This window comes from Streptomyces xinghaiensis S187 (assembly GCF_000220705.2).
In the GTDB taxonomy this organism is placed as follows: Bacteria; Actinomycetota; Actinomycetes; order Streptomycetales; family Streptomycetaceae; genus Streptomyces; species Streptomyces xinghaiensis.
Window position 1 is genome coordinate 1,057,247 of record NZ_CP023202.1, and the last position, 16,187, is coordinate 1,073,433.

At 74.2% G+C, this 16,187-nt stretch carries 14 protein-coding genes; 6 read left to right on the top strand and 8 right to left on the bottom strand.

Annotation, left to right across the window (positions count from 1 at the left end):
- Positions 1 to 190: 190 nt before the first annotated feature.
- Together SXIN_RS04540 and SXIN_RS04545 are read left to right on the top strand one after the other, a co-directional pair.
- Positions 191 to 2,203: a hypothetical protein gene (locus SXIN_RS04540; protein ID WP_095756619.1), complete on the top strand. Its 2,013-nt coding sequence runs from the start codon at positions 191 to 193 to the stop codon at positions 2,201 to 2,203.
- A 60-nt stretch (positions 2,204 to 2,263) separates the two neighbouring features.
- Entirely contained in the window at positions 2,264 to 3,742 is a 1,479-nt protein-coding gene (locus SXIN_RS04545) for an ABC transporter substrate-binding protein (protein ID WP_019710782.1), read from the top strand.
- A 147-nt stretch (positions 3,743 to 3,889) separates the two neighbouring features.
- Here SXIN_RS04545 and SXIN_RS04550 read toward each other — a convergent pair whose 3' ends face one another.
- The 7 genes from SXIN_RS04550 to SXIN_RS04580 form a co-directional block, all read right to left on the bottom strand.
- Positions 3,890 to 6,070 (bottom strand): 3-hydroxyacyl-CoA dehydrogenase NAD-binding domain-containing protein, encoded by a 2,181-nt coding sequence (locus tag SXIN_RS04550; protein WP_019710783.1) that lies wholly within the window; start codon positions 6,068 to 6,070, stop codon positions 3,890 to 3,892.
- 51 nt (positions 6,071 to 6,121) lie between these two features.
- Positions 6,122 to 7,336 (bottom strand): acetyl-CoA C-acetyltransferase, encoded by a 1,215-nt coding sequence (locus SXIN_RS04555; RefSeq protein WP_019710784.1) that lies wholly within the window; start codon positions 7,334 to 7,336, stop codon positions 6,122 to 6,124.
- Positions 7,337 to 7,482: 146 nt separating this feature from the next.
- A complete protein-coding gene (locus SXIN_RS04560; protein WP_019710785.1) occupies positions 7,483 to 8,625 on the bottom strand; it encodes an acyl-CoA dehydrogenase family protein in 1,143 nt (380 codons plus the stop codon).
- Positions 8,622 to 9,776 carry a CaiB/BaiF CoA transferase family protein gene (locus SXIN_RS04565; protein WP_019710786.1) on the bottom strand — a complete coding sequence of 385 codons (1,155 nt, stop codon included), beginning with the start codon at positions 9,774 to 9,776 and terminating at the stop codon, positions 8,622 to 8,624. Before SXIN_RS04565 ends, SXIN_RS04560 begins: the two co-directional genes overlap by 4 nt.
- Before the next feature lie 241 nt (positions 9,777 to 10,017).
- Positions 10,018 to 10,317 (bottom strand): YciI family protein, encoded by a 300-nt coding sequence (locus SXIN_RS04570; protein ID WP_019710787.1) that lies wholly within the window; start codon positions 10,315 to 10,317, stop codon positions 10,018 to 10,020.
- Positions 10,318 to 10,538: 221 nt separating this feature from the next.
- Positions 10,539 to 11,246, bottom strand: coding sequence for an endonuclease V (locus tag SXIN_RS04575; protein ID WP_039823154.1), 708 nt, complete (start codon positions 11,244 to 11,246; stop codon positions 10,539 to 10,541).
- Between the two features lie 140 nt (positions 11,247 to 11,386).
- Positions 11,387 to 11,584, bottom strand: a complete 198-nt coding sequence (locus tag SXIN_RS04580; protein ID WP_019710789.1) for a hypothetical protein — start codon at positions 11,582 to 11,584, stop codon at positions 11,387 to 11,389.
- Between the two features lie 163 nt (positions 11,585 to 11,747).
- On the opposite strand from SXIN_RS04580, the gene SXIN_RS04585 reads away from it, so the two are divergent.
- The 3 genes from SXIN_RS04585 (at position 11,748) to SXIN_RS04595 (ending at position 14,334) form a co-directional block, all read left to right on the top strand.
- Positions 11,748 to 13,271, top strand: coding sequence for an FAD-dependent oxidoreductase (locus SXIN_RS04585; RefSeq protein ID WP_019710790.1), 1,524 nt, complete (start codon positions 11,748 to 11,750; stop codon positions 13,269 to 13,271).
- Between the two features lie 36 nt (positions 13,272 to 13,307).
- The gene (locus SXIN_RS04590; RefSeq protein ID WP_420341081.1) at positions 13,308 to 13,952 is read left to right on the top strand and encodes a HemK2/MTQ2 family protein methyltransferase; all 645 of its coding nucleotides are present in this window, start codon (positions 13,308 to 13,310) and stop codon (positions 13,950 to 13,952) included.
- A gap of 193 nt (positions 13,953 to 14,145) precedes the next feature.
- Entirely contained in the window at positions 14,146 to 14,334 is a 189-nt protein-coding gene (locus tag SXIN_RS04595) for a CDGSH iron-sulfur domain-containing protein (protein WP_095757921.1), read from the top strand.
- A gap of 120 nt (positions 14,335 to 14,454) precedes the next feature.
- Here the strand turns inward: SXIN_RS04595 and SXIN_RS04600 are convergent, their stop codons facing one another.
- Complete coding sequence (locus SXIN_RS04600; protein ID WP_095756620.1) at positions 14,455 to 15,543, bottom strand: iron-containing redox enzyme family protein; 1,089 nt, start codon at positions 15,541 to 15,543, stop codon at positions 14,455 to 14,457.
- Positions 15,544 to 15,760: 217 nt separating this feature from the next.
- On the opposite strand from SXIN_RS04600, the gene SXIN_RS04605 reads away from it, so the two are divergent.
- On the top strand, positions 15,761 to 16,174 hold the full coding sequence (locus tag SXIN_RS04605; protein WP_019706668.1) for an SsgA family sporulation/cell division regulator: 414 nt from the start codon (positions 15,761 to 15,763) through the stop codon (positions 16,172 to 16,174).
- The last annotated feature ends 13 nt before the right edge of the window (positions 16,175 to 16,187 follow it).

Consider the following 16,187-nt stretch of genomic DNA (forward strand, 5'->3'; position numbering starts at 1 on the left):
GCGAGCCGTCCCCCGTCTCGCACAGCTGCGCGGAACCGGTCACGCACCTCGCACGGTTCATATCCCTTCCGTTACGACCCACCCGTTCCGCGGTCGGCGGCGGCCCGGCCGGGAAAGACTGCCCTCGGTACGACGCGGGTGGAGCCGCGGGCGGAGCCATGCGGCACGGACCGACACACGGGGGACGTACATGCCTGAACTGCCGGGCGGTCTGCGCGGCCGCGAACCCGTGCGGGAACTCATCCGCGACTGCCTGGCGCTGCCCCCGGGGGCGGACCGGCCGGTGACCGTCCTGCTGGGGCCGACCGGTATCGGCGCCACCGATCTGCACGCCTACGTCAAGGAGCGGTTCGCGCCGGACACCCCGTGCGCGTATCTCAACTTCGACGCGGCGGCCGGGCTCGACATCCGGACCGTCCTCGGCGGTCTGGCCCGGGAGCTGGAACGGAAGCTGACGAACTACAAGGAGCCGGGCTTCCCGCGCTTCATCGTCGGCCTGCTCACGACCGGCACGCCGATGGAGGACCTGCTCCGCGCCCACTCGCGGCGCAGGCTGCCCCGGCTGATCCGCGACGAACTCCGCAACCGCGAGGGCCGTTACGGCAGCTTCCTCGGCCAGCTGGCGGAAGTCCTGGCGGAGGCGCTGGACGCCCCGCCCGGTGTCTCCGACGCCGCGGCCGCCGTGCTGTCCTCCGTCACCCCGCGCACCGGCCAGCTCCCGTGGCGGGCCCTGAACCGCGGCATCGGCTGGTACGGCGACGGGCGCATCCCGCCCTGCGCGGACCCGGCGGACGCGCTGGTCGAACTCAACTCCTGGCAGCACCGCTCCGACGACGGCCGCGAGAACGGCCCGCGGGACGTCGAACGCGTCCTCCTCCGCGCCTTCCTGGCCGACCTGCGCGAGCACGCCAAGGGGTGGCTCAACCACCGCGCCTTCCTGCTGCTGCTCGACAACTGCCATACGGAGACGGGGCGGAGGTTCCTGGAGCTGCTGCTGGAGGCACGCCACGAGGACAAGGCCGCCCGGCGCGGCTGCGACCCGCTGGTCACCCTCGCCAGCGTGCACCGCTGGCTGCCCGAGTGGGGCCCCGCCACCGGCGTCCAGTGGGCGCTGCGGCCGCAGGACTCCGATCTGGCCTCGCTCGCGCACTGGGAGGCGGGGCGGGGCAGTGAGAGCTCCGACGACTTCTGGTGGTACCCGCTGGAGCTGCGGCCGCTGCGGCTCGCCGACACCCGGGTGCTCAGCGCCGGGGCGCCCCGCCGGCCCGACATCGTCCCCGGGGTGCAGCGGCTCACCGGCGGGCTGCCCTGGGCCGTCCGGCACACGGTGAACACCCTGCTCCGCGCCGCCCGGGAGCACCCCGCCCCGGAGGAGGACCCGTACGCCTGCCTGCGCCGGGTGCCGGGGCTGCCCCCGGCTCCCCCGGTGCCCGGCCCGGACCCCGGGGCCCCCACCCTCGCCCAGGCCTCCCTGGGCTACCTCCTGGAGGACCTGGCCGACGAGCCGGGGAGCGACCGCCGCGCCGTGCTCGTGCGCTGGTCCGCCGCGCGCGATCTCGCCGTCTGCGCCCAGGTGTTCGGGACGGGGACCGGCGACCACGGCGAGCCGCTGCCGGGGCTGCTCCGGGAGCGCTGGCTGCTCGCGGCCGAGGACGGCCGGCTCGTCCTCCACCCGTGGCTGCGCCGGCTGCTGCTGTGGGAACTGGCGGCCGACGAGGAGATGTGGCGGGACAGCCACGCCCGGCTGGCCGCGCACTTCCGGACCGGGCGCGAGCGGGCGGCGGAGGTCACGCCCGGCACGGACCTGGAGCTGGAGGAGATGTACCACCGGCTGGCGCTGGGCGAGACGGAACCGGTCGCCGCCCTGCTGGCACGCCGGTTCGCCGAGCGCGGCAGCGAGGACTTCATCCGCGACCTGGACCTGGTGACCTCCGCGCCCAACCGGCTGGACAAGGCGGTCCCGCCACTGCGGCTGCTGGACTCGCTCACCACCGGGAGCGACACCCCGGCCATGTCGCCGGAGGCGGTGATCCGGCGGCTGGTGGTGGCCCGGTGGATCTGGAGCGACCCGCTGAGCGACCCGGGCCGGCGGCTCAACGCCGTGATCGCCGGCAACTACGACCATCTCGCCGCGATGCGCAGTTCGGGGATCGTCCCGCTCTACGACGAGGCGGTGCGCTACCGGCAGTGGCGCGACGAGTGACACCCGCCCGCGGCAGGGCGGTCACGGGCACGGACGGTCAGGACGTGGGGAGTGGGGGACATGGAGATGTGGCGGCCGACCCGCCCGGTGGTGCACTGGGCCGTCGGCATCGTGGTGACGGCGCTGGTCCTGGGGCTCGGGGTCCCGCAGCTGTACGGCTGGTGGCAGAAGCGGGAGGCCCGGTGCGCGGAGGGCGTGGAGCGACGCGGCCCGGACGAGGAGTGCGTGGGCGCGACGGACGGCGTCACGGACCCGGACTTCGCCTTCGCCGGGCATCTCAAGGACATCCAGCGGAAGATCGGGGACGAGAACCGGGAGGTGATGGAGAAGGAGAAGAACTACGTCACCATCGCCTACATGACCTCGCTGACCGTCGAGAAGGACGACAGCAACTCCCGGGACGCCATCCGGCGGCAGCTCCAGGGCGCCTATCTCGCCCAGATCCGCGCCAACCGGCGTGACCTGTCCGGCTCGCCCAAGATCCGGCTGCTGGTCGCCAACACCGGCAGCGGCGCCGAGCACTGGCGGTACACGGTGGACCGGCTCATCGAGCTGAGCCGGGCCGAGCGGCGCGGGGAACGGGTGCTGGCGGTGACGGGCCTCGGCCCCAGCACCACCGAGAACATGGAGGCCATGGGCCGGCTGTCCGAGGAGGGCATCGCCATGGTGGCCAGCACCATGAGCGCCACCAACCTCACCGGCATCGCCGGACTCGTCCGGGTCGCGCCGACGAACCGGGACGAGGCGAGGGCCGCCGCCGCGTACCTCAAGAAGCGGGGGTACGAGGACGCCGTCATCGTCGAGGACGAGGCGGAGAAGAACCTCTACGCCAGGACGCTCGCCGAGGAGTTCCGCAAGGTGTTCCCCGACAAGGAGCACACCCTCCCGGAGGAGAACGCGGTGTACGACGCCTCGCAGCCCGACAGCTGGGAGGGCGAGCTCCGCTGGATCGTCCAGAACCTCTGCGGCGAGGAGCCCGACGTCGTCTACTTCGCGGGCCGGGGCAAGCACCTCATGTCGTTCATCAACAAGCTCGCCAACCGCAAGTGCCAGCAGCGGGACTTCACGGTGATGACGGGCGACGACACCACCAATCTCACCACCGACCAGCTCCGGGAGGCGGCGGAGAAGGGCGTCGAGGTGTACTACACGGGGCTGGCCCACCCGGACATGTGGGAGAAGGACAGGACCGCGGTGTCGCGGCCGTCGGCCGCGTTCTTCCAGGAGGGGGGCTGGATGAGCAAGCAGTTCCCCGGCGAACGGCGCGACGACGCCCAGGCGATGATGGCCCACGACGCGGTGCTCACCGCGATCACCGCGGTCCGCATGACCTCCCTCGACGGCAGCGTGCTCAGCGGGAAGGCGGTGGCGCGGAGGTTCCGGCAGCTGCGCGGCCGGGACCAGGGGGTGGAGGGGGCCAGCGGCTTCCTCTCTTTCCGCAACAACGGCGACCCGATCGACCGGGCCGTCCCCGTGCTGAAGCTGGGGCCGAACGGGCACTTCGCCCTGGACGACGTCCTCCGCGGCGACGACCGCTGAACGGCCGGGGAACGGCCGGGGCGCGACCGGGGAACGTCCCGGGAACGCCGACGCCCTTACGGGACGGGCCCGGTGGAGGAGTCCACCGGGCCCGCCCGCGCGCCGCTCCCCTGCCCGGGACCGGCGCGGTCCCGCCGCCGCGCCGGCTCAGCCGCGCGGGCCGTCGGTGAAGATCTCGCCCTTCTCCGCCTTCTCCAGCAGCAGCGCGGGCGGCGCGAAGCGCTCGCCGTACGTCTCGCGCAGTTCCCGCGCGCGGGCCACGAAGCCGGGCAGCCCGCCCTCGTAGCCGTTGATGTACTGGAGCACGCCGCCGGTCCAGCCCGGGAAGCCGATGCCCAGGATGGAGCCGATGTTGGCGTCGGCGACCGAGGTGAGCACGCCCTCCTCCAGGCAGCGGACGGAGTCGAGCGCCTCGGAGAAGAGCATCCGCTCCTTCATGTCCTCGAACGGGATCTCCGCGTCCGGCCGGGTGAAGTGCTCGCGCAGGCCCGGCCAGAGACCGGCCCGCCTGCCCTCGTCGTAGTCGTAGAAGCCGGCGCCGCCGCTGCGGCCGGTGCGGCCGAACGCGTCGACCATGCGGTCGATGACGGCGTCCGCCGGGTGGGGTTCCCAGCTGCCGCCCGCCTCCTCCACGGCCCGCCGGGTCTCCTCGCGGATCTTCCGGGGCAGGGTGAGCGTCAGCTCGTCCATCAGGGAGAGCACCCGGGCCGGGTAGCCGGCCTGGCCCGCGGCCTGTTCGACGGAGGCCGGGTCGATGCCCTCGCCGACCATGGCGACGCCCTCGTTGATGAAGTGGCCGATGACCCGGGAGGTGAAGAAGCCCCGGGAGTCGTTGACCACGATCGGGGTCTTGCGGATCTGCCGGACGAGGTCGAAGGCGCGGGCCAGGGCCTCCTCGCCGGTCCGCTTCCCCTTGACGATCTCGACCAGCGGCATCTTGTCGACGGGCGAGAAGAAGTGCAGGCCGATGAAGTCCTCCGGCCGCTTCACGCCCTCGGCGAGCAGCGAGACGGGGAGGGTGGAGGTGTTGGAGCAGAGCAGCGCGTCGGGCTCGACGATGTCCTGGATCTCCTGGAAGACCTGGTGCTTGAGCTCCGGGTTCTCGAAGACCGCCTCGATCACGGCGTCGCAGCCGGCCAGCGCCCGCGGGTCGGCGGCCGGGGTGATGCGGGCCAGCAGCGCGTCCCGCTCGGCCTCGGTGGTGCGGCCGCGGGCGACGGCCTTCTCCAGCAGCTTGGCGGAGTACGCCTTGCCGCGCTCGGCCGCCTCCAGGGAGACGTCCTTGAGGACGACCTCGATGCCGGCGCGGGCGCAGGAGTAGGCGATGCCCGCGCCCATCATCCCGGCGCCGAGCACGGCGGCCCGGCGGACGGTGCGCGGCTCGGGGCCGTCCGGGCGGCCGGCTCCGGAGTTGACGGCCTGTAGGTCGAAGAAGAACGCCTGGATCATGTTCTTCGCGGTCTGCCCGGTGGCCAGCTCGGTGAAGTAGCGGGCCTCGATGACCTGGGCGGTCTCGAAGTCGACCTGGGCGCCCTCGACGGCGGCGGCCATGATGTTGCGCGGCGCCGGGTAGGGCGCGCCGTTCAGCTGCTTGCGCAGATTGGCCGGGAAGGCGGGCAGGTTGGCGGCGAACTTCGGCGTGGAGGGGGTGCCGCCGGGGATGCGGTGGCCCTTGACGTCCCAGGGCTGCCGTGACTCGGGGTGGGCGTCGATGAAGGCGCGGGCCCGCGCGAGCATGTCCTCCTCGCTCGCGGCCACCTCGTGGACGAGGCCGGCCTCCAGGGCCCGGGCCGGGTTGTACTGGCGGCCCTCCAGCAGCACCTTCAGCAGGGCGTCGGTGATGCCGAGCAGCCGCACGGTGCGGACCACACCGCCGCCGCCGGGCAGCAGGCCGAGGGTCACCTCGGGCAGCCCGAACTTGGCCTTGGGGTTGTCGAGCGCGACGCGGTGGTGGCAGGCGAGGGCGATCTCCAGGCCGCCGCCGAGCGCGGCGCCGTTCAGGGCTGCGACGACGGGCTTGCCGAGGGTCTCGATGCGGCGCAGGTCGCGCTTGATGCGCATACCGGAGTCGAACGCCTGCTGGGCCCGGTCGGGGGTGATGCGGCTGAGGTCGCGGAGGTCGCCGCCGGCGAAGAAGGTCTTCTTGGCGGAGGTGACGATCACGCCGCGGACGGAGTCGCGCTCGGCCTCCAGGCGGTCGGCGACGGCCGTGAGGGAGTCGCGGAAGGCGGCGTTCATGGTGTTGGCGGACTGCCGGGGGTCGTCCAGGACCAGGGTGACGACACCGGTGCCGTCCTGTTCCCAGCGGATGGTGGTGGGCTCGCTCATGGTGTTCGCAGTCTCCGTGGAGGGGGTCGGGAAGGGCCGGTTCCGGGGCGCTCAGAGGCGTTCGACGATGGTGGCGATGCCCATGCCGCCGCCGACGCAGAGGGTGGCGAGCCCGTACCGCTGCTCGCGGCGCTCGAGTTCGTCGACGAGGGTGCCGAGGATCATGGCACCGGTGGCGCCCAGCGGGTGGCCCATGGCGATGGCGCCGCCGTTGACGTTGACCTTTTCGATGTCGAGGTCCATGTCCCGTACGAAGCGCAGGACGACGGCCGCGAAGGCCTCGTTGATCTCGACGAGGTCGATGTCGCCGATGGTCAGCCCGGCCTTGGCGAGCGCCTTGCGGGCGGCGGGCGCCGGGCCGGTCAGCATGATCGTCGGGTCGGCGCCGGAGACGGCGGCGGAGACGATCCGGGCGCGCGGGGTGAGGCCGTGGCGGCGTCCGACCTCCTCGCTGCCGATGGCGACGAGCGCCGAACCGTCCACCATGCCGGAGGAGTTGCCGGCGTGGTGGACGTGGTCGATCTTCTCGACCCAGTGGTACTTCTGCAGCGCGACGGCGTCGAAGCCGCCCATCTCGCCGATGTCCGCGAAGGAGGGCTTGAGGGAGGCCAGGGACTCGGCGGTGGTGCCGGAGCGGATGTGCTCGTCGTGGTCGAGGACGGTCAGGCCGTTGCGGTCCCGGACGGGGACGACGGAGCGCTGGAAGCGGCCGTCCTTCCACGCCTCGGTGGCCCGCTCCTGGGAGAGGGCGGCGTAGGAGTCGACGTCGTGCCGGGTGAAGCCCTCGACGGTGGCGATCAGGTCGGCGCCGATGCCCTGCGGGACGAAGCCGGTCTCGTAGGCCGTCATCGGGTCCATGGCCCAGGCGCCGCCGTCGGAGCCCATCCGGACCCGGGACATCGACTCGACGCCGCCGGCCAGGATCAGGTCCTCCCAGCCGGAGCGGACCCGGGCGGCGGCCTGGTTGACGGCCTCCAGACCGGAGGCGCAGAAGCGGTTCTCCTGCACGCCGGCCACGGTGTCCGGGAGCCCGGCGGCGATGGCGGCGATCTTGGCGATGTCGGAGCCCTGGTCACCGATGGGGCTGACGACACCGAGCACGATGTCGTCGATGGCCGCCGGGTCCAGCCCGGGGAGCCGGTGGCGCAGCTCGTGGATCAGGCCCACGACGAGGTCGATGGGCTTGGTGCCGTGCAGGGCGCCATTGGCCTTGCCGCGGCCGCGCGGGGTGCGGATCGCCTCGTAGACGTACGCTTCGGTGCTCAACGTCGGCAGCCTTTCCGTGCTGTTCGATGCTCGATGCCGTGCCGCCCGGGGCGGGCGGCGGGGGTGGTGCGGTCGTCCGGGTGGTGGGGTGCGGTGCGTGCCGTTCCGCCGGTGGTGCCGTGCGGATGCTGCCGCACGGACCGCCGTCAGCCGAGGACCGACCGGCCGATGATCTCCTTCATGATCTCGGTGGTGCCGCCGTAGATGGTCTGGATGCGCCCGTCGGTGAACGCCTTCGCGACCCGGTACTCGGTCATGTACCCGTAGCCGCCGTGGAGCTGGAGGCAGCGGTCGGTGACCCGCTTCTGGAGTTCGGTGGCCCACCACTTGGCCATCGAGGCGTGCACGGCGTCGAGCTGCCCGGCCGAGTGCTCCTCGATGCAGCGGTCGAGGAAGGCGCGGGTGACGGCGCACTCGGTGGCCATCTCGGCGATCTCGAAGCGGATGTGCTGGAGCTTCGCCAGCGGCCGGCCGAAGGCCTCCCGCTCCTTGACGTACCGCTTGGTGATCTCCAGCAGTTCCTCGGCGCCCGCGATGGCGGCGACGGCGATGCTCATCCGCTCCTGGGCGAGATGGGTCATCAGATGGAGGAAGGCGCCGTTCTCCTCGCCCAGCAGGTTCTCCTTGGGGACGCGGACGTCGTGGAAGAACAGCTCGGCGGTGTCCTGCGCCTTCTGGCCGATCTTGTCGAGGTTGCGGCCGCGCTCGAACCCCTCCATGCCGCGTTCGACGACGAGCAGGCTGAGGCCCCTGGCGCCGCCCTCGGGGGTGGTGCGCGCCACCACGATCACGAGGTCGGCGAGGATGCCGTTGGAGATGAACGTCTTGGAGCCGTTGAGCACCCAGTGGTCGCCGGCGTCGGTGGCGGTGGTGCGGATGCCCTGGAGGTCGGAGCCGGCGCCGGGTTCCGTCATCGCGATGGCCGTGATGATCTCGCCACTGCAGAAGCCGGGCAGCCAGCGCCGCTTCTGCTCCTCGGTGGAGAGGGCGGTGAGGTACGGGCCGATGATGTCGTTGTGCAGGCCGATCGCCAGGCCGGAGGCACTGGCCCGGGCGAACTCCTCGGTGAGGACGGCGCTGTGGCGGAAGTCGCCGGCGCCGCCGCCCCCGTACTCCTCGGGGACGGCGAGCCCGAGCAGCCCCTGCCGGCCGGCGGCGAGCCAGGCGGAGCGGTCGACGACGCCCTCCCGCTCCCAGCGTTCGTGGTGCGGTTCCACCTCCTTCTCCAGGAAGGCGCGGACGGTCCCGCGGAAGGCCTCGTGCTCGGCGGTGAAGACGGTGCGCTTCAACGCGCGCCTCCTGACGGGGTGGTGGGAGCCGGGCCGGCGGTGAGGCCGGGGACGTCCCAGTCGGCGGCCACCTCGGCGGTGTGGGCGCCGGGCAGCGCGGGGGGTGTGCGGACGGCGCCGGGGGTCGCGGAGAACCGCGGCGCGGGGGCGGGCTGGGTGATGCCGCCGTGGTCGGTGAACGTGGAGCGGGCGGCGAGATGGGGGTGGCGCGGGGCCTCGCGCAGGGACAGCACGGGGGCGACGCAGGCGTCGGAGTCCGCGAAGACGGCCGTCCACTCCTCGCGGGTGCGGGTCCGGAAGCGGTCCGCGACGGCGGCGCGCAGCGCCTCCCAGTGGCCCGGGTCGCCGCGGCCGGGTGCCTCCTCGCCGAGGCCGAGGAGGCGGATGAACTCCTCGTAGAACCGCTCCTCCAGGGCGCCGACGGCCATCCAGCCGCCGTCGGCGGTCTCGTAGACGCCGTAGAAGGGGGTGCCGCCGTCGAGCAGGTTGACGCCCCGGCGGTCCTGCCAGGCGCCGGCGGCCAGCAGGGCGTGGATCATCGTGGTGAGGTGGGCGGTGCCGTCCGTGATGGCCGCGTCGACCACCTGTCCGGTGCCGGTGGTCCGCGCGTGGTGGAGGGCGGCGAGGACGCCGACGACGAGATAGAGGGAGCCCCCCGCGTAGTCGCCGAGGAGGTTGGCGGGCACGGCGGGCGGGCCGCCGGCCGGACCGATCATGCCGAGGGCCCCGGTGACGGCGACGTAGCCGATGTCGTGCCCGGCGCGCGGGGCGAGCGGGCCGTCCTGGCCCCAGCCCGTCATCCGGCCGTACACCAGGCGGGGGTTGCGGGCCAGGCAGTCCTCCGGGCCGACGCCGAGGCGCTCGGTGACACCGGGCCGGTTGCCCTCCAGCAGGATGTCCGCGCGGGCGGCGAGGCCGAGCACGGCCGCCCGGCCGGCCCCGGTCTTGAGGTCGACCAGGACGGAGCGCTTGTTCCGGTTGGTGAGGTCGTACGCCGGGTCGATGCCGAGTCCGGCCCCGCCGGGGCGGTCGACGCGGACGACGTCGGCGCCGAGATCGGCGAGGAGCATGGCGGCGAAGGGGCCCGGCCCGATGCCCGCCAGCTCCACCACGCGCACGCCCGCCAGCGGACCGTTCCCGGTGACTGCCATCGAGACTCCGACCTCAAACCTTGGTGATACCGCCCTGGTGTTCCGCCGCGGTGGTGCGGTGGCCGCCGCGGCGGCCCGGCATGACACCATCGATGTAACACCACTGATGCTAAGAACGTGTTCCAGTTCGCACAAGCCCTCCGGACCGGGAAAAACGCGGAACGCGGCGGCCGGGTGGCCGCCGCGTCCCAGTGGTGCTCAGTGCCGTCTTCCGGCGTGCTTCGCTGTGTGTCGCGGGTGCTCAGCTCCGCACCGGCTGGCGGTACTCCCGCAGGGGAGGCGCCGTGCGGCTCGCGGTGAACTCGGTGATCCGGTACTCGCAGACCTCCTCCTGGGCGAAGGGGTCGCTCGCCGCGATGGCCTCCACCCGGTCGCGGTCGGCTCCCACGGCGAGGATCACCCCGCCGTCACGCGGTTTCTTGGGGCCGGAGGCGATGAACTCCCCCGCCTCGAACTGTTCGTCCACCCAGGCCATATGGGCCTCGCGGAGGGCCTCGATCCGGTCGGCGGGCGCGCAGTAGGTCAATTCGAGTACGAACATGGCCTCACCCTACGCACGCCACCGTGTGCGGGCGGCACCCCCCGGGCCGCGGCCGGCGGAGGCCGGCACGGCGCCGTCGCGGCAGCCCGGACAGCGGTCGGGACAGCGGTCGGGGCGGGCTGGTCCGGCCGTCCGGACGTGCGTCCGCAGGGCCGGCGGGGCGGGTGCGGGGCCGCGGCGGCGGGGAGCGGCGTGGCGCGGGAGGGTCCGCGGTCCGGCGCTCAGACCGGGGCGCTCCCCGCGAGGGCGGCGGCGAGGGTGCGGCGGCAGAGGGAGTCGGCCCGCCGGGTGGTCTCCGGCAGCCGGTAGCGCGGGGTGAGCCGGAGGGTGTGGGCGACGGCGTGGTCCAGGCCGATCCCGTGGCCCACCGAGACGAAGACCGGCTTGACGCCCTCCCGGGTGCGCAGCGCGCGCCCCACCTCCTCGTCGCCGTCGAGCAGCGGCGAACTCGCGCCCCGCTCGGGGCCGGGCGGTGCGAAGGCGAAGCCGAACGGGGTCTTGGCGACGCCGAAGGACGGGATGCCGGTCAGCACGCCGAGGTGGGCGGCGAGCCCCAGCCGCCGGGGGTGGGCCAGGCCGTAGCCGTCGCAGACGACCAGCGCGGGCGGTTCGGACAGCCGTTCCAAGGCGTCGAGAACGGGCGGGAGTTCGCGGAAGGCCAGCAGTCCGGGAATGTACGGGAACGCGGCGTGGCCGGTGGCGGTCGCCTCGTCGAGCGGCTCCAGCGTCTCCGCGTCCAGGACGACGGCGGCTGCGGCGAGCCGTCCGGTCGCCTCGTCATAGGCGACGTCCACGCCCGCGATCGTCGGGACCTCGCCCGGTGCCGGACCGGGGCCGGCCGTGTCGGCTCGTTCCCGCAGCCGGTTCTGCTCGGCCACCGCCTCGGCTTCCGTGGCGGGCCAGTTCCCGGCCGTCCGTCGTGATCGCATGGGGTCCGTCCTCCGGCTCGCCGCCCGGTGCGGGACCGGGGTTCCGCTCAGCGGGTGGTTCGGGCCGCATCCTGCCACCGCGGGCGCGCCGGGGGCACCGCGGGGTGCCGGGTGCCGCGGGGCGGCGGGGAACGCGCCGGTCAGCCGCCCAGGGTCCACAGGGTGAGCGTGTAGACCATGAAGATCACCCAGAGCACCGCCGCGGCGCCGCCGAGCGCCAGGGCCGCCTTCATGGCGCCCGCGACGGCCTGCCCGCCGCCGTGCGGAAGAGCCTCGCCGCCCTGCGGGCGGTAGTGCGGCTGGAACTGCTGGACCCGGGTGTTCGCGATCTTCTCCATGCCTCACATCCTGTCCCCCGCCACTGACACCACACATGAGTGCGCGTACTCAGCGGGGGTACTCATCCCCGTCCGTACGAGCGGCCCCGGCGGACCGCCGACCGGCCCGCACGGGTTCCCCGGGCAGGTGCAGAACGCGGCCTCCGGGGGAACCCGCTGCCGCATGACAGATCTCCCGGGCACGCACGAGTCGTACTGGATCGACACCACCCCGCAGACCTCCCATCCCTCCCTGGACACGGACCTGGAGACCGACGTCGCCGTGATCGGCGGGGGCATCGCCGGGCTGTGCACGGCGTGGGAGCTGGCCCGCGCGGGCCTCGGTGTCGTCGTTTTGGAGGCGGACCGCATCGCCACCGGTGTCACCGGCTACACCACGGCCAAGGTCTCCGCCCTGCACACCCTGGTCTACGACCGGCTGCGCACGACGCGCGGCGCCGACGGCGCCCGGCTGTACGCGCGTTCGCAGGCGGACGCGGTGGAGCACGTCGCCGCGACGGCGGCCGGGCTGGGCATCGACTGCGATCTGGAGCGGCTGCCCGCGTACACCTACGTCCGGGACCCGGCGGCCGCGGCGCGGGTCGAGGCGGAGGCGCGGGCGGCCGCCGAGGCCGGGCTCCCCGCCTCCTACGTCACGGAGACGGGCCTGCCCTTCCCCGTCGCCGGGGCCGTGCGCGTCGACGGCCAGGCGCAGTTCCACCCGCGCAAGTACCTCCTCGGGCTGGCGGAGGACCTGCTGGCCCGGGGCGGACGGATCTTCGAGCGGTCCCGGGTCACCGGACTGCGCGAGGGGACGCCCTGCCGGGTCACGACGGAGGGCGGGGCGACCGTGACGGCGCGCGATGTCGTGGTCGCCACGCATTACCCGGTCTTCGACCGCTCCCTCGGTTTCGCCAAGCTCTCCCCGCACCGCGAACTGGTGGTCGCCGGCGCGCTCCCCGCGGACCGCGATCCCGCCGGCATGTACATCACCCAGGAGGAGAACAAACGCTCGGTACGGACGGCGCCCGGACCGGACGGGCGGCGGCTGCTCGTCGTCACCGGCGAGAGCTTCCTGCCGGGCACGGCCGACGCGGGCGAGCGCTTCCGGCGGCTGGCGGACTGGACGGCCGAGCACTTCCCCGGCACGGAGATCTCCCACCGCTGGGCCGCGCAGGACAACGACCCCACCGACACCGTGCCCATGGTCGGCCCGCTCCACCCCGGGGCCCGGCACACCTACGTCGCCACCGGCTTCGGCGGCTGGGGCATGAGCAGCGGGGTGATGTCGGGCCGGCTGCTGTCGGCGCTCATCCGCGGCGGGACCCCGGAGTGGGCCGCGCTGTACGACCCGCGGCGGCTGATGAGCACCGTCCGGGAGGGCGGCGGCTTCCTCAGGCACCAGGCGACCGTGGGCCGGCACTTCGTCGGCGACCGGCTGAGGACCGCGCACACCGGCTCGGTGGACGACATCCCGCCCGGCGCGGGCGCCGTCGTCCGCAGCGGCGGCCGCAGCTGCGCCGTCTACCGGGACGAGGAGGGCGCCGTGCACGCCGTCTCCGCGCGCTGTACGCACCTGGGCTGCCTGGTGGCCTTCAACGCCGGCGAGCGGGCCTGGGAGTGCCCCTGCCACGGCTCCCGGTTCGGGGTGGACGGCCAGGTCATCCAGGGTCCGGCGAACCGGCCGCTGGCTCCTCGCGACGTTTAGCCGTGACGGCCGGGGTACCCGGTGACCGTGTTGTTTCTGAAGCCCCCAGGGGTTTACGCGCCGCAGGACGATACGTCCTGTCTCACCGCCGCTCTCCGCGAGGAGACGTTCGCCCCGGACGCCCGGGTGCTCGACCTGTGCACCGGCACCGGAGCCCTCGCCGTGGCGGCGGCCCGGCGCGGAGCCCGTGTGACCGCCGTCGACACGTCGGTCCGCGCGGTGCTCACCTGCCGCCTCAACGCCCGCCTGGCGGGTGTGCGGATCAGGACGGTCCGGGGCGATCTGCTGTCGGCCGTCGGAGGGGAACGGTTCGACGTCATCCTCAGCAACCCCCCGTATGTGCCGTCACCGCACCCGCGCCTGCCCCGCCGCGGCCCGGCACGCGCCTGGGAGGCGGGGCACGACGGGCGGGCGCTGCTCGACCGGATCTGCGCCGAGGCGCCGGGGCGGCTGCGCCCCGGCGGCGTCCTGCTCCTCGTCCAGTCGGCGCTCAGCGGTGTCACACCGACGCTGGACGCGCTGGTGCGGGCCGGTCTCGACGCACAGGTGGCCGAGCGCCGGTACGTCCCCTTCGGGCCTCGGTTGCGGGAGCGGGCCGAGTGGCTGCGCGGCCGGGGGCTGCTGCCGCCCGGGGAGGACAAGGAGGAACTGGTGGTGATCCGCGGTGAAGCCGCCCTCTGAGCCGGACGGGTCCACCGCCGGGCCCGGAGCCACCGGTGGACCCGCACCCGTCACCGGTCCCGCCGCGGGACCGGGAGACGCCGCCGGACGCGCCGGTGCTCCCGGCGTCGCCGGCGCCCGCCCCGGGGCCGCCGCCGCGGAGGTACCGGCCGCGCGCGAGGCCCGCCGGGTGAGCCTGGTGCGGGGCGGCCCGATGCTGGTGGAGGGCCCGGTGGAGGTGGTGCTGGAGGACGGCAGCACCGAGCGCTCGGACCGGTTCACCGTGGCGCTGTGCACCTGCCGCCGCAGCCGCCGCTTCCCCTGGTGCGACACCAGTCACCGCCGACGGGTCCGCGGTACCGCGGACGAGCACGGCGACTCCCCCGGCGCAGGCTCCGGCTGACCCCGCGAAGGCGGGTCCCCCTCCGCCGGCTGACCGGCTGACCCCTTCCGGCAGCTGCCCCCTTCCGGCAGCGGCGCCCCGGCCCCCCGTGGGACCGGGGCGCCGGGCTGTCGCGGCCGCTCAGGCGGGTGCCGGCACGGGCGGCGGGGCGGGGAGCGGCGCGCGCAGGGAGGTGCGGCCCGCTTCCCAGGCCGCCAGCAGATGGCCGCCGAGCCGGTCCTCCAGGGACTCCGTCGAGGCGGCGCCGAAGGCCACGTCCGCGTCCAGGCCGGGCTCCTCCTCCAGCAGCCCGCCGACGACGTCCCGGCGCACGATCTGCTCGTGCACCGCGTCCGCCTCGACGTGCTCGGTGTAGAAGTGCACGGCGGCCGGGCCCGCGCCCGCCCGTTCGAGCGCCTTGGCCAGCCGGCGGGAACCGGGCGAGGAGGTGATCTCGACGGTCGCGAAGTGCCCCACGAGCGCCCCGCGCAGCGCCCGGTGGAGGCCGAACAGGGACATCTGGTTGACCACCGCCAGCATCGGGGCGGGCGTGACGTCCAGATAGCGCCCGTAGGCGGGGTCGAGGCCGAGGTCGGTCATCAGTTCGGCGAAGAGCCGGGCGTGCACGCGGTCGGCCCGTCCCCCGCCGAACTCGTCGAACTCGACGGCGACCATGGCGGCCTTCGCCCGGCCCGTCAGCCGGGGGATGACCCAGGCGTGCGGGTCGGCCTCCTTGAGGTGGTAGAGCGAGCGCTGCGCGGCGTACTCGCGCAGCTGCCACAGCTCCCCGGAGTCCTGGAGACGGTGGCTGACGCCGTCGCCGTCCACGGGTTCGGCGAGCAGGGCGTCCAGAGCCGCCGCCGCGCTCTCCGGGCGGGGGGTGTCCGCGCGCAGGGCGGACAGGAAGCGTTCCTCCAGTGCCCGGCGGAGGCGGAGGAGGTCCGGGTCCCACTCCCAGTGGCCGCCGACCCCGGCGAAGCCCCGGTAGTGCAGTTCGTAGGCGAGGTAGAGGGCGAGCTGGAGATCGTCGCCGTACGGGTCGGCGGCGGTGACGGCCGGTCCGCCGGGCAGGTCCCGGGAGCCGCCGGTGAGCAGGGCGGTCACCGCGGCCGACAGGTCGCCGCGCGGCGCGGGCAGGGGCGGTCCGCCGGCCGCGGTCCCGGCTCCTCCGGCGCTCCCGGCCCGGGTGCGGCCGGCGGTGCCGGGGGTCGTCGTCGCTCCGGTCGCCATGGCTCCGGACCTCCTCTTCCCTCGTCCCCGGGGGCCGTCCGCCCCGGGGACACATCCGGGTCGTTCGAGTGCCCTCCGCCGCCTCGGTCATGCGTTCGCGGAGGCCGCGGAGGAGCGGAGTGACAGAGGTCACGCTGCCGATCCGCACACTGAGAGGGCCGCCGGATCGTCATAGAGAGTGTCAGCCGTCTTCCGAACACCTCTCAGGAGGCAGGAGTTGTTCCCTGTCATCGACCGAGCCGTACAGGCCGGCCTCATCACGTCCGACGGGCAGGTGATGGACGTTCCCGCGGCGCTGCGCTACCGGCGCGACGATCCGCTCGCCGTCCGTGCCTGTTTCCCGCCGCGCGCCTCCCTCGGCGGTGCGGACGTGACCTGGGTGTTCTCCCGGGATCTGCTGGCCGCCGGGCTGCTGGAGCCGGTCGGCGACGGGGATGTGCACGTACGGCCGTTCGGGCCGCTGGTGACGGTGCTGGAGTTCCACGCGGCCGCCGGGACGGCGCTGGTCCGGATGGACAGCGCGGACGTGCGGAGCTTCCTGGAGCAGACGTACGCCCTGGTGCCGTTCGGCCGTGAGGAACTCCACCTCGACCTCGACGGCGACCTGGCGGCCCTGCTGCGCGAGGCCTGACACCCCCTCCGCC

Excerpts from the sequence above, each read along its gene's own strand:
- SXIN_RS04540 (WP_095756619.1), top strand. The coding sequence starts at position 191 with ATGCCTGAACTGCCGGGCGGTCTGCGCGGCCGCGAACCCGTGCGGGAA.
- SXIN_RS04545 (WP_019710782.1), top strand. The coding sequence starts at position 2,264 with ATGGAGATGTGGCGGCCGACCCGCCCGGTGGTGCACTGGGCCGTCGGC.
- SXIN_RS04550 (WP_019710783.1), bottom strand. The coding sequence starts at position 6,070 with ATGAGCGAGCCCACCACCATCCGCTGGGAACAGGACGGCACCGGTGTC.
- SXIN_RS04565 (WP_019710786.1), bottom strand. The coding sequence starts at position 9,776 with ATGGCAGTCACCGGGAACGGTCCGCTGGCGGGCGTGCGCGTGGTGGAG.
- SXIN_RS04570 (WP_019710787.1), bottom strand. The coding sequence starts at position 10,317 with ATGTTCGTACTCGAATTGACCTACTGCGCGCCCGCCGACCGGATCGAG.
- SXIN_RS04575 (WP_039823154.1), bottom strand. The coding sequence starts at position 11,246 with ATGCGATCACGACGGACGGCCGGGAACTGGCCCGCCACGGAAGCCGAG.
- SXIN_RS04580 (WP_019710789.1), bottom strand. The coding sequence starts at position 11,584 with ATGGAGAAGATCGCGAACACCCGGGTCCAGCAGTTCCAGCCGCACTAC.
- SXIN_RS04585 (WP_019710790.1), top strand. The coding sequence starts at position 11,748 with ATGACAGATCTCCCGGGCACGCACGAGTCGTACTGGATCGACACCACC.
- SXIN_RS04595 (WP_095757921.1), top strand. The coding sequence starts at position 14,146 with ATGCTGGTGGAGGGCCCGGTGGAGGTGGTGCTGGAGGACGGCAGCACC.
- SXIN_RS04600 (WP_095756620.1), bottom strand. The coding sequence starts at position 15,543 with ATGGCGACCGGAGCGACGACGACCCCCGGCACCGCCGGCCGCACCCGG.